The organism is Mycolicibacterium arenosum, assembly GCF_024320865.1.
Lineage (GTDB): Bacteria > Actinomycetota > Actinomycetes > Mycobacteriales > Mycobacteriaceae > Mycobacterium > Mycobacterium arenosum.
This window is the reverse complement of record NZ_JANDBD010000002.1, coordinates 234,870-256,029: the sequence shown is the minus strand read 5'-3', so window position 1 is coordinate 256,029 and position 21,160 is coordinate 234,870. Positions and strand designations below refer to the sequence as shown.

At 68.4% G+C, this 21,160-nt stretch carries 25 protein-coding genes and 1 pseudogene; 10 read left to right on the top strand and 16 right to left on the bottom strand.

Annotation, left to right across the window (positions count from 1 at the left end; genetic code table 11):
- Nucleotides 1–24: 24 nt before the first annotated feature.
- From NM203_RS05075 to NM203_RS05020, 12 genes are all read right to left on the bottom strand, one after another.
- A complete protein-coding gene (locus NM203_RS05075; protein ID WP_255058609.1) occupies nt 25–366 on the bottom strand; it encodes a hypothetical protein in 342 nt (113 codons plus the stop codon).
- 81 nt (nt 367–447) lie between these two features.
- On the bottom strand, nt 448–735 hold the full coding sequence (locus NM203_RS05070; RefSeq protein WP_255058608.1) for a hypothetical protein: 288 nt from the start codon (nt 733–735) through the stop codon (nt 448–450).
- A gap of 37 nt (nt 736–772) precedes the next feature.
- Nucleotides 773–1,048 (bottom strand): WXG100 family type VII secretion target, encoded by a 276-nt coding sequence (locus NM203_RS05065; protein ID WP_255058607.1) that lies wholly within the window; start codon nt 1,046–1,048, stop codon nt 773–775.
- A gap of 54 nt (nt 1,049–1,102) precedes the next feature.
- Nucleotides 1,103–1,912: an ESX secretion-associated protein EspG gene (locus NM203_RS05060; protein ID WP_255058606.1), complete on the bottom strand. Its 810-nt coding sequence runs from the start codon at nt 1,910–1,912 to the stop codon at nt 1,103–1,105.
- Complete coding sequence (locus NM203_RS05055; protein ID WP_255058605.1) at nt 1,909–2,991, bottom strand: PPE domain-containing protein; 1,083 nt, start codon at nt 2,989–2,991, stop codon at nt 1,909–1,911. Before NM203_RS05055 ends, NM203_RS05060 begins: the two co-directional genes overlap by 4 nt.
- 48 nt (nt 2,992–3,039) lie before the next feature.
- The gene (locus NM203_RS05050; protein WP_255058604.1) at nt 3,040–3,336 is read right to left on the bottom strand and encodes a PE family protein; all 297 of its coding nucleotides are present in this window, start codon (nt 3,334–3,336) and stop codon (nt 3,040–3,042) included.
- A 15-nt stretch (nt 3,337–3,351) separates the two neighbouring features.
- Nucleotides 3,352–3,534 (bottom strand): hypothetical protein, encoded by a 183-nt coding sequence (locus tag NM203_RS05045; RefSeq protein ID WP_255058603.1) that lies wholly within the window; start codon nt 3,532–3,534, stop codon nt 3,352–3,354.
- Between the two features lie 14 nt (nt 3,535–3,548).
- Nucleotides 3,549–3,854, bottom strand: a complete 306-nt coding sequence (locus tag NM203_RS05040; protein WP_255058601.1) for a hypothetical protein — start codon at nt 3,852–3,854, stop codon at nt 3,549–3,551.
- A 166-nt stretch (nt 3,855–4,020) separates the two neighbouring features.
- Entirely contained in the window at nt 4,021–4,617 is a 597-nt protein-coding gene (locus NM203_RS05035) for a chorismate--pyruvate lyase family protein (protein ID WP_255059114.1), read from the bottom strand.
- A 22-nt stretch (nt 4,618–4,639) separates the two neighbouring features.
- Complete coding sequence (locus NM203_RS05030) at nt 4,640–5,905, bottom strand: hypothetical protein (protein WP_255058600.1); 1,266 nt, start codon at nt 5,903–5,905, stop codon at nt 4,640–4,642.
- 187 nt (nt 5,906–6,092) lie between these two features.
- Nucleotides 6,093–6,458 carry a YbaB/EbfC family nucleoid-associated protein gene (locus NM203_RS05025; RefSeq protein WP_255058599.1) on the bottom strand — a complete coding sequence of 122 codons (366 nt, stop codon included), beginning with the start codon at nt 6,456–6,458 and terminating at the stop codon, nt 6,093–6,095.
- Nucleotides 6,440–6,757, bottom strand: a complete 318-nt coding sequence (locus NM203_RS05020; protein WP_255058598.1) for a hypothetical protein — start codon at nt 6,755–6,757, stop codon at nt 6,440–6,442. Before NM203_RS05020 ends, NM203_RS05025 begins: the two co-directional genes overlap by 19 nt.
- 118 nt (nt 6,758–6,875) lie before the next feature.
- Here NM203_RS05020 and eccA point away from each other — a divergent pair, with 118 nt between their 5' ends.
- The 4 genes and pseudogenes from eccA to NM203_RS05000 all read left to right on the top strand — a co-directional run bounded on the left by eccA (nt 6,876) and on the right by NM203_RS05000 (nt 12,107).
- Entirely contained in the window at nt 6,876–8,696 is a 1,821-nt protein-coding gene (eccA, locus tag NM203_RS05015; RefSeq protein WP_255058597.1) for a type VII secretion AAA-ATPase EccA, read from the top strand.
- A gap of 51 nt (nt 8,697–8,747) precedes the next feature.
- Nucleotides 8,748–9,701: pseudogene (locus tag NM203_RS05010) on the top strand (MinD/ParA family ATP-binding protein); the annotation flags it as partial.
- Between the two features lie 179 nt (nt 9,702–9,880).
- Nucleotides 9,881–10,786 carry a WXG100-like domain-containing protein gene (locus NM203_RS05005; protein ID WP_255058596.1) on the top strand — a complete coding sequence of 302 codons (906 nt, stop codon included), beginning with the start codon at nt 9,881–9,883 and terminating at the stop codon, nt 10,784–10,786.
- Between the two features lie 130 nt (nt 10,787–10,916).
- A complete protein-coding gene (locus NM203_RS05000; protein WP_255058595.1) occupies nt 10,917–12,107 on the top strand; it encodes a YbfB/YjiJ family MFS transporter in 1,191 nt (396 codons plus the stop codon).
- Here NM203_RS05000 and NM203_RS04995 read toward each other — a convergent pair.
- On the bottom strand, nt 12,031–12,945 hold the full coding sequence (locus NM203_RS04995) for a LysR family transcriptional regulator (RefSeq protein WP_255058593.1): 915 nt from the start codon (nt 12,943–12,945) through the stop codon (nt 12,031–12,033). The two genes, NM203_RS05000 and NM203_RS04995, sit on opposite strands and share 77 nt — an antisense overlap.
- A gap of 129 nt (nt 12,946–13,074) precedes the next feature.
- Between NM203_RS04995 and NM203_RS04990 the strand changes: the two genes are divergently transcribed.
- Together NM203_RS04990 and NM203_RS04985 are read left to right on the top strand one after the other, a co-directional pair.
- The gene (locus tag NM203_RS04990) at nt 13,075–13,788 is read left to right on the top strand and encodes an SDR family NAD(P)-dependent oxidoreductase (protein WP_255058592.1); all 714 of its coding nucleotides are present in this window, start codon (nt 13,075–13,077) and stop codon (nt 13,786–13,788) included.
- A complete protein-coding gene (locus NM203_RS04985; RefSeq protein ID WP_255058591.1) occupies nt 13,788–14,183 on the top strand; it encodes a YybH family protein in 396 nt (131 codons plus the stop codon). The genes NM203_RS04990 and NM203_RS04985 overlap by 1 nt, the downstream gene beginning before the upstream one ends.
- Here NM203_RS04985 and NM203_RS04980 read toward each other — a convergent pair.
- Nucleotides 14,126–15,115 (bottom strand): LLM class F420-dependent oxidoreductase, encoded by a 990-nt coding sequence (locus tag NM203_RS04980; protein ID WP_255058590.1) that lies wholly within the window; start codon nt 15,113–15,115, stop codon nt 14,126–14,128. The two genes, NM203_RS04985 and NM203_RS04980, sit on opposite strands and share 58 nt — an antisense overlap.
- Nucleotides 15,116–15,302: 187 nt before the next feature.
- Between NM203_RS04980 and NM203_RS04975 the strand changes: the two genes are divergently transcribed.
- From NM203_RS04975 to NM203_RS04960, 4 genes are all read left to right on the top strand, one after another.
- Entirely contained in the window at nt 15,303–15,788 is a 486-nt protein-coding gene (locus NM203_RS04975; protein ID WP_255058589.1) for a hypothetical protein, read from the top strand.
- A 223-nt stretch (nt 15,789–16,011) separates the two neighbouring features.
- Entirely contained in the window at nt 16,012–16,515 is a 504-nt protein-coding gene (locus NM203_RS04970) for a DUF2505 domain-containing protein (protein ID WP_255058587.1), read from the top strand.
- 39 nt (nt 16,516–16,554) lie between these two features.
- Complete coding sequence (locus tag NM203_RS04965) at nt 16,555–16,980, top strand: pyridoxamine 5'-phosphate oxidase family protein (protein ID WP_255058586.1); 426 nt, start codon at nt 16,555–16,557, stop codon at nt 16,978–16,980.
- A gap of 3 nt (nt 16,981–16,983) precedes the next feature.
- Nucleotides 16,984–17,589 carry a class I SAM-dependent methyltransferase gene (locus NM203_RS04960; RefSeq protein ID WP_255058584.1) on the top strand — a complete coding sequence of 202 codons (606 nt, stop codon included), beginning with the start codon at nt 16,984–16,986 and terminating at the stop codon, nt 17,587–17,589.
- 59 nt (nt 17,590–17,648) lie between these two features.
- Here the strand turns inward: NM203_RS04960 and NM203_RS04955 are convergent, their stop codons facing one another.
- Nucleotides 17,649–19,793 carry a 3-hydroxyacyl-CoA dehydrogenase NAD-binding domain-containing protein gene (locus tag NM203_RS04955; RefSeq protein WP_255058583.1) on the bottom strand — a complete coding sequence of 715 codons (2,145 nt, stop codon included), beginning with the start codon at nt 19,791–19,793 and terminating at the stop codon, nt 17,649–17,651.
- Nucleotides 19,794–19,802: 9 nt separating this feature from the next.
- Nucleotides 19,803–21,014, bottom strand: a complete 1,212-nt coding sequence (locus NM203_RS04950; RefSeq protein ID WP_255058581.1) for an acetyl-CoA C-acetyltransferase — start codon at nt 21,012–21,014, stop codon at nt 19,803–19,805.
- Between the last annotated feature and the right edge of the window lie 146 nt (nt 21,015–21,160).

The window sequence follows — 21,160 nt, the reverse complement described above, 5'->3', positions numbered from 1 at the left end:
GCTGGCTCCTTGTTGCGGCGGCGGTCAGCCGGCCTGATCCTCGGCCTGCATCCGCTTGTACGCCGCGTCGACCGTCGCCTCGAACTCGTCGAGGTAGGTCAGGTACTTGTCAAGGATCGTCACGATCCCTTTCGGGCCGCTGACACCCAGTACGAGTTCAGCCCTGGTCTGCTGAGCCGAACTCCAGTTGCCCACGTTGCCGAGGTTCGCCAGGCCGATCGCCTTGTCGCGCTGAGCCTTCAGCTCGGTCCGGTACGTGTTGATCAGACCGGTGTACTCGCGATGGGCGCTCTCGGACAGCCGGAGATCCAGCGGCCCCGACTCCTTGAGTGCCGACATCTGCATCCTCAGTTGGTCGATCGACATCCTGCCTCACTCGATTCAGTCGTGATGAGCGGAGGCCCGAGTTCGACACTGAACTCGGGCTTCCGCGTCTTCCTTGCCGGCTCAGAAGCCGCCGGCCAGTGAACGGTCATGCTCCGCCGTCATCGCCTGCCGATCAACGGCCGCCTGCTGGGTACCCTGGATCTCCAGGATGGCGGCGTCCAGCTGCTGGGTGACCTGGATCTGCGCCGTCTGCAATGCGGCGGCCGCTTCGCCCTCGTAGACGTCGGCCAGCGCGGTGAACACCGAGTTGACGTCCTCCCGCAGCGCGTTCGCGTCGTTGAGGGTGGCTTTGATCGCGTCCAACTGCTCGTAGTTCGCGCCGTAGTTGTAATGAATCGTGCCCGACATGACTGTTCCCTTTCCTTGGTACGTGCCTGTTCCGTGCCTACTCGGCTTCCAGATTGACGAGCGAGGTCATGTTGCTCTTGCCCGTCTCGGCGACTTGGGTCAGCCGATTGATGATCGCGGTGAAATCCTCGTTGTGCGCCTGCATCCGCTGGGCGAAGCGGGTCGCTTGATCGCCCTGCCACGAGCTGGACGTCATCTCGAGAGTCCGGTCCTGCATCGACTGCCCGAGCAGACGTGCACTGCTCATGGCTTCGTCGACCTGCGTGATCTTGGCCTGAGCCTCCTCAGGCGTGAGACTGGTGGCTCCACTCATGTCATCTCTCCTTCTCGTTTGTGCTGTTAACTGGTGAATCCTCGGCGGGTCGGCCTAAGGGCCCTCCCATCCCTCGTCGGAGAGCCCGACGAGCTGACCGACCGCCGCGGCGATCGCGTGGTCGGTCCCCGGCTTCAACGTCGTCCAGAACTGACCGCTCGGAGAAGCACTGGGGCTGGCAAGAATTCGGCCGCGTTTGGTGTAGAGGACCGCCACCGCGGCCGGCCCCCGTTCCACGCGGTCACGCTCAGCGGCCAACGCGAAGTAGACGATCTCGGCGAAGGCGCGCCGCGCCGCCAGCGCCGACCCGATCAACATCGCCGCCCGTGACTCGGCGCCCAGCGCGCACAGGCGGTCGGCGATCAGCCGACCGTCGTGAGTGTCGCCGAGGCTCTCGGCCATCACGTCGAGTGGCGCGCCGACAGCGTCGATCGCCGCGGCTTCCGCGGCGGGCAACTCGCCGAGAATCACACGCGTCGCGGACCGCAAACCGGCTTCCGATAGGGGGCGAAGCAGATACCGATCCCCCACACGGCGGGCCATGACGCCACGGCCACCGCGGCGCACGACCGACAGGCGTGCGATGCCGTCCGGTGTGACCAACCGCATCGCGAGTTCACGGTCGGGCCGCTGCAACGTCATCAGCACATCGCACAGGTCGTCGTTGACGAGGCCGCCCGCGATCAACCCGCGGGCGGACAACCGGGCTGCGGTCGCGTCGAGCGCAGCACTCGATGACGGTGTGCTGCCGGGCCGCGGGGCTACCGTCAGAACCGTCGGTAGGCTCTGCACACCGGCCGCATCGGCGATCGCCCGCACCTCGGTGTCGCTGAGCGCGTACTCGAGATCAGCTGTGGCGCTCATGTTTGTGCGCTCCGATCGTGCCCGATAACCGGCAGAGCGACCCAACGGTCGGCCACCTGCTCCAGGTTCCGTTGCGATTCCTCTTCGGCATACCGCGCGGGTTCGGGTTCGTCGACGGCAGCGAGTTCGTCGAACAGTCCCGAATCCGGACCCCAGCTGACGTTGGACACGACGAACGGGGCATCGCTGGGCCCTGCGACCGGCAACCAGGAGACGTCGGCCTCCGACAGGCCCGCACCCTGTTCGCCGGCCCCGGCCAGCATCCCCGCCGGGTGCGGTGACTCGTGTTCGCGATCCTGGTCACCGCCGCGGCCGTACCCGGCCATCGGCGCGTACGGCGCACCACCCATTCCGGCAGCCGAGGCGCCGCCGGCGAAGCTCGTGCGCTGCAATGCCTTCGGTTCCGCGGTGCCCTTGGCACCGCCCGCCGCCCAGGGCGCCAACGGCGTCGGCATCGTGGCTGACCCGCCGCCGCCGCTCACTCCGCCACCGGCCCCGCCGGCGGTGGACTGCCGTTCGGCCGCCAGCGCATCGCGCTTGCAGATGTCCTGCGGAAGTGGCTGATCCCACGGCTGCGCGAGATGAGCCACCGCGCCCTCATACTGGCGCATCACCGCGGAAGCATCGGCGTGGTCCGCCCGCGCGGCCTCATCGAACTCCGCGAAACGGCCGGTGAGAACTGCGCCGTTGTAAGCCGCCAGGGACGCCATCATGTCGCCGGCGGCTCGGGCCTCAAGCGCCTCCGACACGGTCGGCATCGCGAGGATCGCCACCGTGTTGGCCACCGCGGCCTCCTCAGCGCGCTGACCGTTGGCCGCGGCGCCCAGACTGAACGCCTGCAGCCACTTGCCGAAGTCCTCGAGTTTGACCGCAACCGCAGCCGCCGCCTCACTGTCGAACGATGTCCGCAGCCTCGCGATGATCGCATCGTAATCGGCTGACACGGAGGCTAACTCGTTGGCCACCCGGACCCACGCCGCCCCGGCATCGCCCACCGAGCCCGGGCCGGGGCCGGTGGTGAGGTCGCGAGCCAGCTGCTCAGTGCTGCGCGACTCCCAGACCACATCGGTGAAGCTCACGATCCCACCTCCTTCCCACGTGTTGGTGACGACCCGTTATCCGTCCGGTCAGACGGTGAAGTCCTGATCCGAGGCCTCGACGTCGTGGGCGTGCTTGCGCAGGGCCGCGGCAACCTCGCGGATCTCCGTGACGCCCTTGTCCGAGGCCTCGACGAATGAGCCGTGTACCTGGTTGAGCGTCAACGCGATTCGTTGCGAGACCTCGTCGCCACCGGACGGTGTGACGGCCAGCTGTGGGGCCTCCGACTTCACAACCAGCTCGACGCGATGGGCCAACTCGTCCAGTTGGCGGGTCGCCTCGGTCACCTCGGCCGGCTCGATCGACAGTCCGCTGCCGTTGTCCATCTGCATACTCCTCGCCTAGATCCTCAGTTCGATGTCTGAAAGCCCGTGTGGATCCACCTCGCCGATGACCGGTGGCGCCACCGGCGCGAGGTCGCCGATGACCTCGCGACCGCGCCTACTGCTCTGCAACAGCGATGCGGCGCGGCGCCCATCCACGGCTGCCGAACCCGCATCGCCCTCGTCAATCGCCGAACACACGACGCACCCGTGAGTCAGCCGTTGTCCGCGGCGACGATGGCCGCCTTCGCCGCATCGGTGGCGCCGCCGATGGCCGAGTGCAGCCCCGCGACCAGCTTCGTGCCGGCCAGGTTGCTCGCCTGGGCCGGGCCGTAGGCAGCCAGATAGCCGACGCCGATCGGCCCCACCGCCGCAGCGGCGGCCGCCAGCATCGCCGCCGAATCGGCCGAACCCGCGGCGCTGACCGTCGCACCGGCCGCTTCGTTGGCAGCCGAGAACGCGTCCAAGCCGGCCGGTGCCACGTGAAAGACGTCGCCCACGTTGTGCCTCCTGTACGTCACTGTAGAAAAGTATCGCTTCCGGAAAAGCGTTCGCGCGATTACCTTTTGAGTAGTTCTCGATCCACGGGTCCAGAGTGTGATACACAGTGTATCGTCAGGCTGCCTGTGGCGCAACGGAACCGGGGCTGTCGCGTCGTCCCGGCGTGGCCCGGCCCCACCCGTGAATTCACCGGCTGCCGTTCCGGCGGACTCGGGGACGTGCTCCGCACAGGAAGTACTCGGTGATGCTCATGACCGGAACGCCCGCGGCGATGGTGCGGTATCGGCGTGCCACTACCTGAGCATCCCGTCCGTCGTCATCGCTCACCCAGTCCGGCACGTCGGCCAGCCACATCTCGGCGGCCTCCTTGAAGGTCTCCATACCGCTCGCGAGCAGAACCTCCCCGATGGGGCGATTCGTCTCGGCGAAGACCCGACGGACCGCGACCGGTAGTCTGTCCTCGGCGATCAGGGAGTCCGCGGCGACGAACGGCGCACCGGTTATCCTGCCTACCAGTTTGATTCGTCGTTGAACCACTCGCCCGAACGGCGACGCCGGGAACCCGGGGAGGTCCGGCGACATCGGGTGAGTCCGCTGATCGACGATCTCCACACCGATCTCCTCATCGGCCATGACTTCGAGGATTCGCGTCAGAGTTCCATTTGTGGCCAACAGAATCCGTAAGTCGCGCTTGAGATCTTTGATGTCGGCGGCGGATAGCCGACAGTGCGGCGCGACGGAGGTTCCCCGGCGCGACGGCGGTGCCGCAACGGCATGGTGCATGTCCACGAAAGTGTTGTCCCGTCTAGATTCTCAGGTCGATGTCAGGTGATTGATGCGAATCGATCTCACCGATCACCGGCGGGGCGACCCCCTCGAGATCACCGACGATCTCTCCGCCCTGGTTTCCGGTGTGCAGAAACGATGCCGCGGTGTGGCCGTTGGTGGCACTCGCGGCTCCCAACCCCGCTCCGGTCATCGGCGCGCCCATGAACGGCATCGCGGGCGTACCTCCCCTGCCGGTGCCTGCAGGCGCCGCGGCAGCAGCTGCCGAGACCGCCGAGGGCGCGACCATCGGTGCCGACGGCTTCGGCGCGGCGGTGCCGGTCGCTCCCGCTGCGCCCCCACCGGCCGCACCACCGACCGCGCCGCCGGCTTCGGCACCACCGACCGGTGGCGGCGCGGCGTCGGACTTCCCAGTCGGCGTCGACCGGGGGTCGGTGGTTGTCGACCCTCCCTGGCCGGCCAGCGAGGTGAGGGGGCCGATCATCCCGGTGGCCATGCCGGCCAGCGGTCCCATCATGTTGGTCAACAGCGTCGGCGCGGCGGACACGGCGACCGGAGCGCCGATCGCCGACGTCGTCGACGCCTCGCCCGCCAGGGATGCCTGCGTCTCGGTGACGACCTCGACGGAGGCGGTCACGGCACGGGTTGCCGCGGCGACGGCCGCGGCCCACCCCCACGGGAAGATGATGTTCGGTCCTATCGCCGCGATCGTCGCCTGGAACTCGGCGATGATCTCGATATGGCGCGCGCGCGCCTGCGCGACCACCGCCGCAGCGTTCGTCAGGCTGGCGCGCAGACCCGACGACTGCGCGCCCACATCGGATCCGCTGACCAACGCCGCCCTTGCGGCGTCGGCCGCAGCGGACCCGGACGCGCCCTGCCAGTCGGCGGCCAGCGCGCCGACCGCCGGGGACACCGTCCGCCCAGCGGAATCGAGCGCCTCCGTTATTCCACTGAACATCGACGTCGGGTCAACGCTGTCGAAAAGCCCGGTGCCCAGCGTGCCAAGCGCGTCGGTCACCGGACTGATCATCTGCATGGGATCCACCGGACTCGGTGGCGCGAACGGCTGCTCGTCGAGAGCCGGGTCACGTTCCCCCTCCGGGTCGGTCGGCGCCGCGGCGACAGGTGCCGAGAGTCCCAGCCGATCGAGGATCGTGCGGGTCGGCAGGCTCAGGTAGTCGACGAGGCCGGCCTCCTGGGAGGTGATCGCCGGTGTCGGGTCGAAGCCGGGTAGCTGCCGTGCCTGTTCAATCGTCGCACTGGGCGCCGACACATCGCTCACCTCGGACCGCCTCCTCGCACCTGGGGACGCGAGCAGTATCAAATCCCGCGTCGGGGTAGTGCGATTACGCGTTAGGTAACGAGCGCGGGTCCACGGCACCCGACCCGCCGAGCCTTTCGCAATCCCCGATACACGCTGTATCGTCGAGCGCGTGTTCGGAGCCCAGCTGTTCGACGATTCGGGACCGCTAGCGAGGCCGCACGGTGGAACCGTCCCACCGGGTCAGCGGAGCCTCTTGCAGCGAGCGCATCCGGGCGCCGAATTCGGCGGCCAGGAACCGCTGCCGGTCCGCGGCGATCTGCGCAGCGGCCGCCGCGGTGTCGACGATCAGTCTGGCGAGCCCCTCGGGACCGGAAGCCAGGGCGCGCGACGTGAGCCACAACCCGGTCATGGTGCCGAGGCCGTCGACCTCTACGGTGACCGCGTTGTCCCGGCTCGACACCCGCGCGGACACCGCGTTGCAATGCTCGTCCATCGCGGCGAGCAGATCGCGTTGCGCCACGATACGCGCGATCAGCGACTCAGCCAGGCCGGTCATGACGACCTCGACCACGTCACAGGGGGCTCATCCTCGCCGAACACGGCGGCCTCCGCGGCGAGCAGTTCGGCGGCGTCGGCCAACCCCAGCCGGTCAACCACCGCGGGCGCCACCCCACTGCTTTCGAGGCTGCGTCGGCGTGCAACCTGCTGGCGGCTCGCCGAGACCCGGCACAGCAGCAGGATCTCGCGAGCCAGATCCTCTGCGTCTCTGCACATCTCGCCCGAGTCGATCTTCACACGAATCGGCAGCCCGCGGTCGGTCGTCACGACCGCCACGCCGCCGCTTGCGGAGCGAACTGGTTTCGCGATCACGTCCTCGACCATAGCGCACGCCCCGTCACCGCCCACCAATCCGCACCAATACCTTTGGTGCACAGATGTTTCCGGTGATGTCAGCGGGCATCGCGGACCCCGAATCGGAGGTTGACGGTTGGCCAGCACCAGGGATGCGCAGCAGGCATTCGACGCCGGGGTGCTCTCCCTCGGCATTCCGATCGACGGGTTGGAGGCCGACCGGGACCTGCCGTATGCGCGGTTGGCGTTCACGCGCGCCACCGATCTCGACCCCACCATGTGCGACGCGTGGCTGGGCCGTGCCGCTGCAGGAGAGAACACGGACGCGGTGATCTACCAGCTGCACCAGAACCGGCGGACGTTGTTTCGGGAACAACGACGGTTGGGGCTCGCACCGCGGACGATCTCGGCACGATTCCAGACCGGCTTGTACCTCGACTACCCGCTGGCCGGTCCGGCCGAGATCCCGCTGGCCTACGCCGCCTCACTGATCGGCAATCGGGACTTCGACGAGGCCGAAGCGGTGCTCGACGACCCCGGCCCAGACGGCGGGGTCGACGTCTCCGAGATCGGGGCGTACGTGCGCGGTGTGCTGCACTTCACGACCCAACGGTGGCCCGACGTCCTCACGGCGCTGGCCAAGTCGGCGTCGTTCAGCGACGAGTACCTCGCCGCCGGGGCGCACGTGATGGTCGGTTCGGCGTGCGCGCAGCTCGGCTTGTTCGGTGAGGGCATCCGCAGACTCGACCAGGCCGCCGCGGGTCCCGTTCCAGCGGCCGGGCGCGCCGCGGAGTTCTGCAAGGGCCTGACGTTGCGCGAGATGGGCGACGAGGAGCAGGCCCGCGACATCTTCGAACGGATCTACAGCGAGGAACCCGATTTCGGCGCCAACGCCGCCGCATTGCACGACCCCAACTACCGGCTGGTGATCACGAGCAAGGACGCAATCGACTCACGCACCGACAAATGGGATCCGCAGAGCACACCCGACCCCGACGACTCCGAGCGGGACGCGCTCGCCGAACGGGGCAACCGGTATCTGGCCGAAGCGCAACGCGAGCTGGACCAGCAGATCGGGCTGGCCAACGTGAAACTTCAAGTGGCGAAGCTCCGCTCAGCGGCCGCCGTCGCGAAAGTTCGTTACGAGAAGGGGCTCAACACCGCTGCGCGCACACTGCACCTGGCGTTCACCGGTCCACCGGGGACCGGCAAGACCACGATCGCGCGAGTCGTGGCGCAGACCTACTGCGGTCTCGGACTACTCAAAACCCCCGCGATCGTCGAGGCGAAACGGCAGGACTTCGTCGGGCAGCACCTGGGCAGCACGGCCATCAAGACCTCGGCCCTCATCGACAGCGCGATGGACGGTGTGTTGTTCATCGACGAGGCGTACACGCTGATCCAGACCGGGCTCTCCGGCGGAGACGCCTTCGGGCGTGAGGCCGTCGACACGCTGCTCGCCCGCATGGAGGAGGACCGGGATCGGCTGGTGGTGATCATCGCGGGCTACGACGCCGAGATCGATCGATTCCTCGCCGCCAACGAGGGATTGGCGTCCCGCTTCACCAAACGAATTCGCTTCGGCTCCTACACTCCCGACGAACTCGGTGCGATCGGTCAGCTGATCGCGCGCACCCGCGACTCCGAACTCACCGACGACGCCTACCGCGAGTTAGTGGCGACGTGCACCGTGCTCTGCGAGGCGCATGCAGGCGACCGGGCCGGTAACCAGCGGCGCGGTATCGACTTGGCCGGCAACGGACGATTCGTGCGCAACGTGATCGAAGCCGCCGAGGAGGAGCGGGAGTTCCGGCTCAGCGAGCGTTACGGTGGCGATCTGAGCGGACTCGACGAAGGCGATCTGATGCGCATCGACGCCTCCGACATGGCGGCGGCACTGGAGGTCGTCACGGGGGCTCTCGGCTTCGCCCGCATCGATAGCCGGGCGCGACGGTAGCGGCGCGTCATGCGAGACGATCACAGCGGACATCCGGTGACGACGGAGTGGCCACCGGTTCACGCCTCACCCTCCAACGACGAGTTGGGGCTGATCCGGCACGCCCGGCCGGTAGCGCAGGAGGGCTGGCGTCGGGCAGTGCACCGCGCCAGCTTGGGCATCATCAATCCCGGCGCGTCGCAATGGGAGATTCGGCGCAACACCTTCGTGGACATGATCAACAGGCCGGTCCGCGGCGCCTACAGCATCGCGGTGCTGTCGATGAAGGGCGGCGTCGGGAAAACCACTGTCACCGTCGGCCTCGGCGCGACACTCGCTTCGCTGCGCGGCGACCGCGTCATCGCGGTGGACGCGAACCCCGACTTCGGGACGCTCGGACAGCGCGGCCCGGACGAAACCCGTTCCACGGTACGTGATCTCCTCGTCGACGACGCCATCTCCCGCTACTCCGATGTCCGCCGTCACACCTCGCAGGCGTCGAGCCGTCTGGAAATACTTGCGTCCGAACGTGATCCGGCGATGTCGGAGGCGTTCTCCGACGCGGACTACCACGCCGTACTGACCGTCCTGCGTCGCTTCTACAACATCATCCTCACCGACTGCGGCACCGGCCTCGTGCATTCGGCGATGGCCGGGGTGCTCGATCAGGCGGACGCCGCGGTGCTGGTGGCCAATCCCTCGATCGATGCCGCCCGCAGCGCGCTCGCAACCCTGGACTGGCTTAACCATCACGGCTACGCACATCTGGTACCGCGGGCGGTTGTCGTCTTCAGCCTGGCCCGGCCCGGCCAGGCGACGGTGGACATGGATCGCATGTCACGCCACTTCCTGACCAGAGTCCGCGCGCTGCAGCAGATCCCGTTCGACGACCACCTCGCCGAGGGCTCCGAGGTGTCGGTGGATCTGTTGGCCGGCAAGACGCGCAACGCGTTCATCGAACTCGCCGCCACCGTCGCCGACGGTTTCGCGTTCGAACCACCGCGCAGAGGCAACGTCACCGGCTGACGGCGCAAGCGCTACTGCCCCGTCTGCTGGCGCATCCTTGCCTGTTTCACCCCCCGTTCAACCGTCCTCCACTTTCCCGTCACGTCGATCCGCGAGTGTTGCGCTATCGAATTACTCAGCGCTGCAATACTTCTGATGCGATATGAAGGGTGGAGCGCGCCAATGCGTGGAGGAAGCCGATGGACGTCGTCATCCCGGCGGGTCTGCAGTGGGTCGCCTATCTCGCCGGACAGCAATGGCCGCAGGGCAGCGAGTCGGCGATGCGGCGCATCGCGAGCGATCTGCAGGACGGCGCCGATGAATTGGCCTCGCTGATACCCGATCTCGAGCGTGTACGGGCGCGCACGGCGATGGTGCTCAGCGGTACGACGGCGTCGACCGCCGACGAGCAGTTCGAGCTGCTCTTCGACGGCGATTACTCCGTGCACAAGCTGGCCGATGCACTGGACGCGCTCGGCGTGCTGGCCCGAACATGCGGCATGGACATCGAGTACGCCAAGTTGTGGATCGTCAGCACACTCGGAATCGCGGCGTTCGAGATCCGCGTCGCGATCGCCAACGCGCAGTGGACCGGCGGCGGATCGCTCGCCGCGATACCCGTCGTCGAAGCGGTGGTGGCGGCGTCGATCCGCGCACAGGTAGGCCGGTTGGCCGCGCACGTCGGTTCGGCGGTGGTACGCACACTGGACCGGACCATGGTCAAGCAGCTTCTCGTCAAGAGCCGGCAGGACATGACCAAAGCGCTCGGCCAGAGCGTCGCGATCCAGGCCTACCAGCTCGCCACCGGCCACCGCGAGACCGCGGACACCGCACTGCTGGCTCATCTCGCCGTGGTCTACGGCGTCGGGGGGGCCGTCCAGCGCCCGACGGGGGTCCTGGTGGGCGGGCTCGTCGGCACCGGGGGCTCCACCGCAGTGCGCGCCGTCAAGGGCGCCGCGACGGACGCCGTCGCGGCCGGAGTCGGCCGAGCCGCCGGCATCGTCGCCGACGGCGGTCAACTCGACCCGGTGACCGTGCTCGGCGCCGCCGCCAAGAGCAGCATCAAGGGCGCCGTCACCGGCTCCGCAGCGGGGGGTACAAGCTGAGTGTCGCCTCCTCCGCCGCCGCTGATCCCGCAGCCGTAAAGCGGGCCGGCCTGCGGCTGTAGGCGATTCCTCACAGCTGAGAGCACACGCGTCGTGGCGCGGCGTGGAACCCGGTGCGCACCATGGCGAGATGACTCCACACGTCCACATCGCCCGTGGCGCTGCCGCGTTGGCTGCGGCCATGGGAATCGGGCGCTTCGTCTACACGCCCATCCTCCCGTTGATGACGGCGCAGATCGGCCTGAGCCCAAGCGCGGCAAGCGGTCTCGCGACCGCGAACTACGCGGGCTACCTGGCCGGCGCGTTGGCCGCCGTGGCCTGGCCGCGTGCGACGCGCACAACGCTCAGCTGGCGAATGGCACTGGCCGCCGTGGTGGTGAGCCTGCTCGCGATGCCGATGACGCACAGCGTCGCGGCCTGGCTGGTCATCCGGTTCGTGGCGGGCGTGGCGAGCGCGGCCGTCTTCATCATCGCCGTCGACTGGATGCTGGACCACGCGCGCGGCCGGTCAGCGCAGTTGCCGGGCTGGGGCTTCGGCGGCGTCGGAATCGGCATCGCGATGTCCGGCGCGCTGGTGCTCCTGCTACCGGCCACCGGGTGGCGCACCGCATGGCTGGCCGCGGCGGCGCTGGGAGCGGTCGTCGCCGCCATCGCCTGGCACATGCGGCCCGCCGAGCACGATGCGGCAGAGCCGACTCACGTTGACTTCCAACACCGTTCCCACCGCTGGTTCACCGTGCTGCTGGTCTGCTACACGCTCGAAGGCGTCGGCTACATCATCGCCGGCACGTTCCTCGTCGCCGCGGTGAGCGAACCGGCCTGGCTGGGCAGCAGCGCCTGGGTGGTCGTCGGACTGGCCGCCGCACCGTCGGCAGCGGTGTGGGCGTGGGCGAGCACCCGGTGGTCGCGACCGACCCTCCTGGTGATCGCGTTGACGCTGCAGGCGTCGGGCATCGCGCTCACGGCCGTCGTCGGCGGCCCGACGGCCGCGCTGGTCGGCGCGTTGCTGTTCGGCGGCACCTTCATCGGGATCAGCACGATCACGCTGGCTGCGGGCAGGGTGCTGGGTTCGGCGAGCGCGGTGGCGCTGCTCACCACCGGTTACTCCCTAGGGCAGATCGTCGGCCCGCTGGTCGTCACGCCACTGCTGCACAACGGCTTTCGCGCGGCGCTCATCACCTCGGCCGCAATCGTACTGACGTCCGCGCTCACCGCGTTGTGGCTGCGCGTCGGATGCGCGGCGCTCACCCGCGATGCGGATCGTCCTGCGGCAGCCAGGCGTCCGCGACCACCAGCGGAGTCGGGGGCGCGTCACGGGTGAACGCCTCGACGACGGCGAGCACGCCGGGGTTCTGCTCCCCGCGGCGCCACACCAGCGACCAGGTCCACAGCGGTGCGGGTGCGACAACCGGGCGCCGCGACAGCCCCGCGGGCGTTGCGTCGTTCTGCCCCTTGGGATTGTTGAGCACCGGGCGCCGCAGCCGGCGGACGTGATCGAAGAAGGTCGAGCCCGTCACCCCGCCGTCGTCGACGTGCACGACCGTCGCTCCGGTGGCCTCCGCGAACTGCTCGGCGTACCGGTTCCACGACGACCAGCTGGCGTCGTCGGCGTCCACCAGCACCGTGACGTCGCGCGCCCGGACCGGGGAGGTGTTCGCACCGACGTCCAGCGCGTAGAGCTCGTCGGTGCCGACCAGCCGCGCATCGAGCGACAGCGCCGCCGTGTCGGCACGCTGCACCCAGCAGATCGCGAGGTCCAGACTGCCGTCCGCCACCCGCGCGGCCTGCGCGTGCGACGGCATCACCCACGTGTCGATGCGCAGTTGCGCGACGCCGGCCGCGCGTTCGGACCAGTCCGTCGGACACCACTGCACGCACCCGATCCGAACCGGCTCGTTCGACGCGATGCCCAGTGCCTGACGCCGGAAGGCGTCGGCCTCACCGATCAGGGCCCTGGCCCGCGGGAGCAGGGCCGCGCCCGCCGCGGTCAGCGCGACGGAGCGCCGGTCGCGGTCGAACAGCTGAACCTTGAGATCCCGTTCCAGCGCCTTGATCTGCTGCGACAGCGACGGGCCCGCGATGCGCAGCCGCTCTGCGGCGCGACCGAAGTTCAACTCGTCGGCCACCGTGACGAAGTAGCGCAGCTGCCGCAACTCCACGGACGTCAGCGTAGTGCAGTGCGAGGTTGCGCCTACCAGTAGAGAGCAAAGCCGTCCTGGCGGGCGGGACGCGCGGTGGTCGACGCTTCGTTCCGGAGTGCAGAACACATTCACTCGAAGGAGCAGCACATGACCGCAGAAGAACGCGTCGCACTCGTCACCGGCGCATCCCAGGGGATCGGCGAGGCACTGGTCGCCGGATATCGGAAGCTCGGCTACGCCGTCGCCGCGACCTCCCGCACCATCGCCGAGAGCGGCGACCCGATGGTCCTCGCCGTACCCGCCGACATCGCGGAACCCGGCGCCGGGCAACGCGTCGTCGACGCCACCCTCGAGCGGTTCGGCCGCCTCGACACCATCGTGAACAACGCGGGCATCTTCATCGCCAAGCCGTTCGTCGACTACACCGACGAGGACTACGACGCGATCACCGGCGTGAACCTCCGCGGCTTCTTCGAGGTGTCCCGCGCAGGCGTGGCCGCGATGCTGGAACGCGGCGCCGGCGGGCACCTCGTCACGATCTCGACCACGCTCGTCGAGCACGCCAACTCGCAGGTGCCGTCGGCGCTGGCGTCGCTCACCAAGGGCGGCCTGAACGCCGCGACCAGGGCGTTGGCCATCGAGTACGCGACACGTGGAATCCGTTCCAACGCAGTCGCTCTCGGAATCATCAAGACACCAATGCACGACCCGTCGACGTACGCCGCGCTGGCACAACTGCATCCGGTGCAGCGCATCGGCGAGGTGTCCGACGTCGTGGACGCCGTGCTGTACCTGGAAACCGCGTCGTTCGTGACCGGCGAGATCCTGCATCTCGACGGCGGCCAGAGCGCGGGCCACTGATGACCGCCGAGCAGATCGTGCGGGCGGTGATGGACCGCTGGCAGCGCGGTATCGACGCACACGACCCCGACGCCGTGGCCGCGGTGTTCACCGAGGACGCGGTCTTCCAGGGCCTGCGGCCGCACAGCGTCGGCCGTGCCGGCGTCGCCGCCTACTACGACTCGCAACCGGCGGGCATGACGGTCACCTATCGGGTGCTCGAAAGTCGGCTGCTGTCAGCCGATGTCGTGACCGGCTATCTGACGGCGACCTTCGCCTACGTGGCGAGGCCCGCCGTGGAGTTGCGCATCGGCGTCGTGCTAACCCGGCAGGGCGACGGCTGGCTGCTCGCCCAGTATCAGGCGAGCGCCGGAATCACCTCGCGCTCGAACAGTTCGATACCGGAACGGTCGTAGGCGGCCTCGGGGAAGTACATGATTGCGTACTCGCAGCCGAGAAGCTGCATCCGCTTGAGCTTCTCGACGATCTGCTCCGGCGTTCCACTGGCCGAATCCGGTGCGGTCACGTTCGCGAGCATCGCCTCGACCGCCTCCGCGTTGGCCTTGGTGGTCTGCCGGGCGCGGAGGCGTTCGACGCGATCGGCGACGTCGGCCTCGGATTCCCCGACGACGGCGTTGAAGTTGGCCGACCGGACGATCGCTCCGTAGTCGGTGCCCACTGCGGCGCAGTGACCCTCGAGCACCTTCGACTTGTGCGCGAAGCCCTCGGGCTCCGACACGAAGTTGGTGTACTGCGCGTACTTCGCGGCGATCTTCAGCGTCACCTTCTCGCCGCCGCCGGCGATCCAGAGCGGTGGGCCGCCCTCCTGCAGCGGCTTCGGGGCCACGATGGCGCCGTCGACCTGGTAGTGCTTGCCGTCCAAGCTGACTCGGCCGTCGCGCCACGCATCACGCATGATCCGCACACCCTCGTCGAGCTTGCCGAGCCGGTTACCGGCCGACGGGAAGCCGTAGCCGTAGGCTCGCCACTCGTGTTCGTACCAGCCACCGCCGATGCCCATCTGGACCCGGCCGCCTGAGATGATGTCGGCGGTGGCGGCGACCTTCGCCAGGTACACCGGATTGCGGTAACCCATCGCCGTGCACATCTGGCCCAGCTTGATACGCGACGTGGTCGCCGCGTACGCGGCCATCAGCGTCCACGCCTCGTGTGTGGCCTCGTCGGTCGGGACGGGCACCGTGTGGAAGTGGTCGTACACCCACAGGGAGTCCCACGCGCCGCCGTCGGCGTACGCCGCGAGGTCGCTCATCACCCCCCACTGGCTCGCCGGCGGGATGTCCACCAGATCGAGTCGCCAACCTTGCGGGATGAAGAGTCCGAAGTGCACGGGATCCCACTCTAGGTCGGAGTGCGCCGGCGGTCGACGGGCCCCGTCGACCCGCAATCCGTACGATCGGCCCGATAATCGCAAGAAATTCCGGTTCTCGCGATTGTTTCCGATGCCAGCGCGAATGCGGCCAATTGTCTACACTCGAATTCGATTAATACGATTCTTTAGCGTTCTAAGGACGATCATGGCTGTCAATTCGCGCGGAGTTCTGCGGACCCTCGTCACGGGTTCGGTGTTGGCGATCGCGCCACTGACGTCGCTCGCACTACCCGCGGTCAGCCACGCGGATGAGTGCGCCGAGGGCAGCACCGTGGACGCCGGGCAGTGCGGCGTGCGCTGTCCCGACGGCACCGTGGTGGACGAGGCCGCCGGCAAGTGCCGGGCCCAGGCAGCGCGGACGGGAACGCTGGAAGAGCAGCTCAGGCAGCTTCCATCACCGTCTGAGCTGCCGAAATTCGACGCCTCCGGCATTCCGCCGCTGGCCACGGTCGCGCTGCCGGACGTCGTTCTCCCGAGCTTCGGTATCGGTTTGGTGCCCGATCTCGTGGTCGCGCCGCAGCTCCCCGGACTCGGCGTTCCGCAGCTGCCCGCGCCGCCCAAGCTCCCCGCGCCGCCCAAGTTGACCACGTGCGGCCCCGAACTCGGCTTCGGTTTCAAGCCCTGCATCTGATTCACCGAATTTCTGCGAGCACAATTCCACGTCCACTCAGCGTGCCGATTTCCAGAATTCGACGGTTCGGCTCGTACACCTCGCCGACACACTCTCGGCTAATTGGCCAGCACGGCCGTACAGGGGTTTGACGATTGCTTTACCGCGCGCGCCGACACTCTCAGCGAGATCCGTGCAGATTGCGAGATCTGCACGGGCCGGGGCGTCGGTAGGGTCGCGTGCCGTGTCCCGCACCGTTCACCTGACCGCGTCCTCCCCACACCCCGTGGGCGGGCTCCGCTCGGCATTCGCCGACCGGGAGTACTGGCGGGCGCGCCTCGAGTTGTACGCCGCCGGCGCGCCGCGGCTGGACACGCTGAGCACCGCGACGGACGGCACGACGACGGTCGAGATCACGATGCGGTTCGGCGGTGAGCAACTGCCCGCTGTGCTGCGGCCGCTGCGGCTGGGCTCACTGCGGATCGTGCAGCGCGAGCAGTGGCAGCCGGTCGACGGCGGATTGCGCGGTGCCGTCGAGGTCGCCGCACCCCGAACCCCGATCTCCGGTCGAGGCGACGTGCGGCTCACCGGCGACGGTGCCGGGACCCGGCTGGACGGCACCGGGATCGTCGACGTCCGGGTGCCGTTGATCGGCGGACCCATCGCGGCCTTCCTCGCCGACCTGCTGGCCGATGGCATTCGCGACATCGTCGGAGTCACCGATCAGTGGCTGGACCGGCGGGCGTGACCGGTTTGGCCGTCGCCGTGCGTGGCTAGCCTGGAGCTCATGGCACTTTCGACGGATGAACGCGAACAGTTCCTCTCCGAGCCGCACGTGGCCGCCTTGTCGGTGAGCGCCGGCGACGAGCGCGGCCCGCTGACCGTGCCCATCTGGTACCAGTACTCGCCCGGCGGTGAGCCGTGGGTCCACACCGGGCTGGGGTCCCGCAAGCACCGGCTGATCGAGGCGGCGGGCCGGTTCACGCTGATGGTCGACCGGCTGGAGCCGACCGTGCGCTACGTCGCGGTGGACGGCACCGTCAGCGGCATCGAGCCCGCCACCGACGACGAGCTCGTCGAGATGGTGCAGCGGTACCTCCCGCCGGACAAGGTCGAGCCGTACCTCGAGTTCGCGCGGCGCGAGCACGGCGACAGCGTGACCATCCGGATGCGCCCCGAGCACTGGCTGTCGTCCGACCTCGGCGGGTTCTGACCAATGGGCGGGCGAAACCTGACGTTCCGGCTGCTCTACGGACTCGGGTTCACCCCGTGGGACGGTCACGCGCTGGCCCGCAGCCTCACCGACCTGATCGAGGGCGGCACGCTGACGCCGGGTAAGGCGCTCGACCTGGGCTGCGGCACCGGCGACAACGCGATCTACCTCGCCGAGCACGGTTGGCACGTCACCGGCGTCGACTACGTGGCGAAACCACTGGCGAAGGCGCGGCGCAAGGCCACCGGCAAGACCGTCGAGTTCGTGAAAGCCGATGTCACACAATTGAGTTCGGAGGGCGTCGGCGACGGCTTCGATCTCGTCATCGACAGTGGCTGCCTGCACGGGATGAGCGCAGGGGATCGCGAGAAGTACGTGCGAGAGGTGTCGGCGGTGACGTCCGCAGAGGCTCGGCTGCTGATCGTGGCGGTCGTGCCCGGTTCATCGTCCGGCGTGCGCGGCATCGAGCCCGCCGAGATCGAGCGACGGTTCGCGCCCGAGTGGACGATTCTCGCATCGGGCGACGAACCCACGTTGGATCGCGACGGGACGAACCCGGCCAGGCACTACCTACTGGCCCGAGCCGGCGGCCCCTCATCCCTCCGCTGAGCAGACGCAAAATCCCCTGAATCGCAGTGATTCAGGGGATTTTACGTCTGCTCGCGGGGTTACGTCAGTGACGCGGGCGGGTTGAAGCGCTCGCCGTACTTGGCGGCCAACTCCTTGGCGCGGGCCACGAAGGCGGCCTTGCCGACGCCGCCCGGACCCTCGTAGCCGACGATGAACTGCGCCGAGCCACCGGTGTAGGGCGGGTAGCCGATGCCCATGATCGAGCCGATGTTCGCGTCCGCGGTCGACGTGAGCACGCCCTCGTCGATGCACTTCTGCGTCTCGAGCGCCTCGGCGAACAGCATGCGATCGATCATGTCCTGCAACGGGATATCCGTCTTGCCGGAACCGAACGTGTCCTTCAACCCGGACCACAGGCCGACGCGCTTGCCGTCGACGTACTCGTAGAAGCCGGCGCCCTTGAGCCGCGACGGCCGCTCGAGCTCGATCATCTTCTCGACGACCGCCTCGGCCGGGTGCGGAGTGTAGGTGCCGCCCTCGTCCTCGACGCCCTTGCGGGACGCGACGGCGATCTTGTGCATCAGCTCGAGGTTGAGCTCGTCGGACAGCTGCAGCGGCGGCGCCGGGTAGCCGGCCTGCGAACCCGCCTGCTCGATGCTGGCTGCGGCGACACCCTCGCCGAGCATCGCCAGCGCCTCGTTGACGAAGGTGCCGATGACGCGGCTGGTGAAGAAGCCGCGGCTGTCGTTGACGACGATCGGCGTCTTGCCGATGGCCAGCGTGTAGTCGAACACCCTGGCCAGCGCCTCGTCGGAGGTCTTCTCGCCCTTGATGATCTCGACCAGCGGCATCTTGTCGACCGGTGAGAAGAAGTGGATGCCGATGAAGTCCTCCTGGCGCTTCACGCCGGCAGCCAGGCCGGTGATCGGCAGCGTCGAGGTGTTCGACCCCAGCAGCGCGTTGGGCTCGACGATGTCCTCGATCTCCTGGAAGACCTTGTGCTTCAACTCAACCGACTCGAAGACGGCCTCGATGACGAAGTCGACGCCCTTGAGATCGGCGGCGTCGGCTGTCGGCGTGATCTTCGCCAACAGCGCGTCGGAGCGCTCCTGCGTGGTGCGCCCCCTCTCGAGCGCCTTGGCCTCGAGCTTCTCGGAGTAGCCCTTGCCCTTCTGCGCGGCCTCAATCGAGACGTCCTTCAGGACGACGTCGTAACCCGCCTTGGCCGAGACGTAGGCGATGCCCGCGCCCATCATGCCCGCGCCGAGCACGCCGATCTTCTTGATCTCCTGCTTGGCGATGCCATCCGGGCGGGAACCGCCGGAGTTGATGTACTGCAGGTCGAGGAAGAACGCCTGGATCATGTTCTTGGCGACCTGGCCGGTGACCAGCTGGGTGAAGTAGCGGCTCTCGATGCGCGACGCGGTGTCGAAATCGACCTGCGCCCCCTCGACGGCCGCATCGAGGATCGCGCGCGGTGCGGGCATCGGCGCGCCCTTCAGCTGCTTCTTCAGCAGCGCCGGGAACGACGGCAGGATGCCCGCCAGGCCGGGGCTGCTCGGGGTGCCGCCGGGCATCTTGTAGCCCTTGGCATCCCACGGCTGGGTGTGGCTGTCGGGGTTGGCCTTGATCCACGCCTTGGCCGCCGGGACCAGTTCGTCGACGGTCGGCAGGACCTCGTCGACCAGGCCGGTCTCGAGCGCCTTAGCCGGCTTGAAACGCGTTCCCTGCGAGAGGATCTCCATGAACGCCTTCTGGATGCCGAACATGCGCACCGTGCGGGTGACGCCGCCGCCACCGGGCAGCAGGCCGAGCGTGACCTCGGGCAGGCCGATGACCGAACCCTTCACGTCGGCCGCGATGCGGTGGTGACACGCCAGCGCGATCTCCAGGCCGCCGCCGAGCGCCGCACCGTTGATGGCGGCGACGACGGGCTTGCCGAGCGTCTCGAGCTTGCGCAGATCGGCCTTGACCGCCTCGACCATCGCGAACGCCTCACCGGCGTTCTCGGGCCCGAGGTTGATCATGCCCTTGAGGTCACCACCGGCGAAGAAGGTCTTCTTCGCGCTGGCGATGACCACACCGGTGATCGAATCCTTCTCCGCGACAAGCCGTTCGACGGCGTTGTGCATCGACTCCTGGTAGTGCTCGTTCATCACGTTGGCCGAGCCCGTGGGGTCGTCCAGCGTCAGGGTGACGATGCCGTCGGCATCCTTGTCCCATGCAATGGTGTTCTCTGCCATGATTTTTCCTTACACCCGCTCGATGATGGTCGCGACGCCCATGCCGCCGCCGATGCAAAGCGTGACGAGCGCGCGGCGCGCACCCCGACGCTCGAGCTCGTCGACCATGGTTCCGGTGATCATGGCGCCGGTGGCGCCCAACGGGTGGCCCATCGCGATGGCGCCGCCGTTGACGTTCAGCTTCTCGTCCGGGATGTTCAGGTCCTTCTGGAACTTGAGCACCACCGACGCGAAGGCCTCGTTGAGCTCGAACAGGTCGATGTCGTCGACCGTCAGCCCGGCGCGGTCCAGCACCTTCTTGGTGGCCGGCGTCGGGCCGGTCAGCATGATGACGGGGTCGGCGCCGCTGGTGGCGGTCGCGACGATGCGGGCGCGCGGGGTCAGTCCCTGGGACTTGCCCGCGGCCTCGGATCCGACGAGCACCAGCGCGGCGCCGTCGACGATGCCGGAGCTGTTGCCGCCGGTGTGGACGTGGTTGATGCGCTCCACGTTGTGGTACTTCTGCAGCGCCACGTCGTCGAAGCCGCCCATCGCGCCGATGCCGTCGAACGCGGTCTTCAGCTTGCCGAGGCCCTCGAGGGTGGTGTCAGCGCGCATGTGCTCGTCGTGGTCGAGAACGACGAGGCCGTTCTGATCCTTGACCGGGACGACCGACTTGGCGAAGTAGCCGCCCGACCACGCCGCCGCGGCCTTCTCCTGCGAACGCAGGGCGTAGGCGTCGACGTCGTCGCGGGTGAAGCCCTCGATGGTGGCGATGAGGTCGGCGCCGATGCCCTGAGGGACGAAGCCGATGCGGTAGTTGGTCTCGGGATCGGTGGCCCAGGCGCCGCCGTCGGAGCCCATGGGCACGCGGCTCATCGACTCGACGCCGCCGGCGAGCACCAGGTCGTCCCAGCCGGAGCGGACCTTCTGCGCGGCGGTGTTCACGGCTTCGAGGCCGGACGCGCAGAAGCGGTTCAGCTGGAAGCCGCCGGTGGTCTCGGGCAGCTTGGCCACCAGCGCGGCGGTGCGGGCGATGTCGCCGCCCTGGTCGCCGACCGGCGACACCACGCCGAGGATGACGTCGCTGATCAGGTTCTCGTCCAGGTCGGGGAATCGGACGCGGAGTTCGTCGATGAGGCCGACGACCAGGTTGACCGGCTTGATCTCGTTGAGCGCGCCGTTCTTGTTCTTGCCACGAGGCGTGCGGATCGCCTCGTAGATGAAGGCTTCTTCGGACATGTCTGACTCTCCAAGTCCTTGTGAGGTTGGGGTACGCAGGTGAAATCCCACGTGGAGGGTAGTCCTCGCGAGCCGAGCCTAGCAGCCTCGCCCAACCGCTTGGTTGGGCGGCTGCTCAGGGCCTACGCCGCGTTCACTCAACTCCC

Bases quoted from the DNA above. Each gene is read 5' to 3' on its own strand.
- NM203_RS04985 (WP_255058591.1), top strand. From the start codon at position 13,788: ATGACCGCCGAGCAGATCGTGCGGGCGGTGATGGACCGCTGGCAGCGC.
- NM203_RS04950 (WP_255058581.1), bottom strand. From the start codon at position 21,014: ATGTCCGAAGAAGCCTTCATCTACGAGGCGATCCGCACGCCTCGTGGC.
- NM203_RS05035 (WP_255059114.1), bottom strand. From the start codon at position 4,617: ATGCACCATGCCGTTGCGGCACCGCCGTCGCGCCGGGGAACCTCCGTC.
- NM203_RS05075 (WP_255058609.1), bottom strand. From the start codon at position 366: ATGTCGATCGACCAACTGAGGATGCAGATGTCGGCACTCAAGGAGTCG.
- NM203_RS05065 (WP_255058607.1), bottom strand. From the start codon at position 1,048: ATGAGTGGAGCCACCAGTCTCACGCCTGAGGAGGCTCAGGCCAAGATC.
- NM203_RS05070 (WP_255058608.1), bottom strand. From the start codon at position 735: ATGTCGGGCACGATTCATTACAACTACGGCGCGAACTACGAGCAGTTG.
- NM203_RS05060 (WP_255058606.1), bottom strand. From the start codon at position 1,912: ATGAGCGCCACAGCTGATCTCGAGTACGCGCTCAGCGACACCGAGGTG.
- NM203_RS05050 (WP_255058604.1), bottom strand. From the start codon at position 3,336: ATGGACAACGGCAGCGGACTGTCGATCGAGCCGGCCGAGGTGACCGAG.
- NM203_RS05005 (WP_255058596.1), top strand. From the start codon at position 9,881: ATGGACGTCGTCATCCCGGCGGGTCTGCAGTGGGTCGCCTATCTCGCC.
- NM203_RS04960 (WP_255058584.1), top strand. From the start codon at position 16,984: ATGGGCGGGCGAAACCTGACGTTCCGGCTGCTCTACGGACTCGGGTTC.
- NM203_RS05000 (WP_255058595.1), top strand. From the start codon at position 10,917: ATGACTCCACACGTCCACATCGCCCGTGGCGCTGCCGCGTTGGCTGCG.
- NM203_RS04955 (WP_255058583.1), bottom strand. From the start codon at position 19,793: ATGGCAGAGAACACCATTGCATGGGACAAGGATGCCGACGGCATCGTC.
- NM203_RS04965 (WP_255058586.1), top strand. From the start codon at position 16,555: ATGGCACTTTCGACGGATGAACGCGAACAGTTCCTCTCCGAGCCGCAC.
- NM203_RS04975 (WP_255058589.1), top strand. From the start codon at position 15,303: ATGGCTGTCAATTCGCGCGGAGTTCTGCGGACCCTCGTCACGGGTTCG.
- NM203_RS04990 (WP_255058592.1), top strand. From the start codon at position 13,075: ATGACCGCAGAAGAACGCGTCGCACTCGTCACCGGCGCATCCCAGGGG.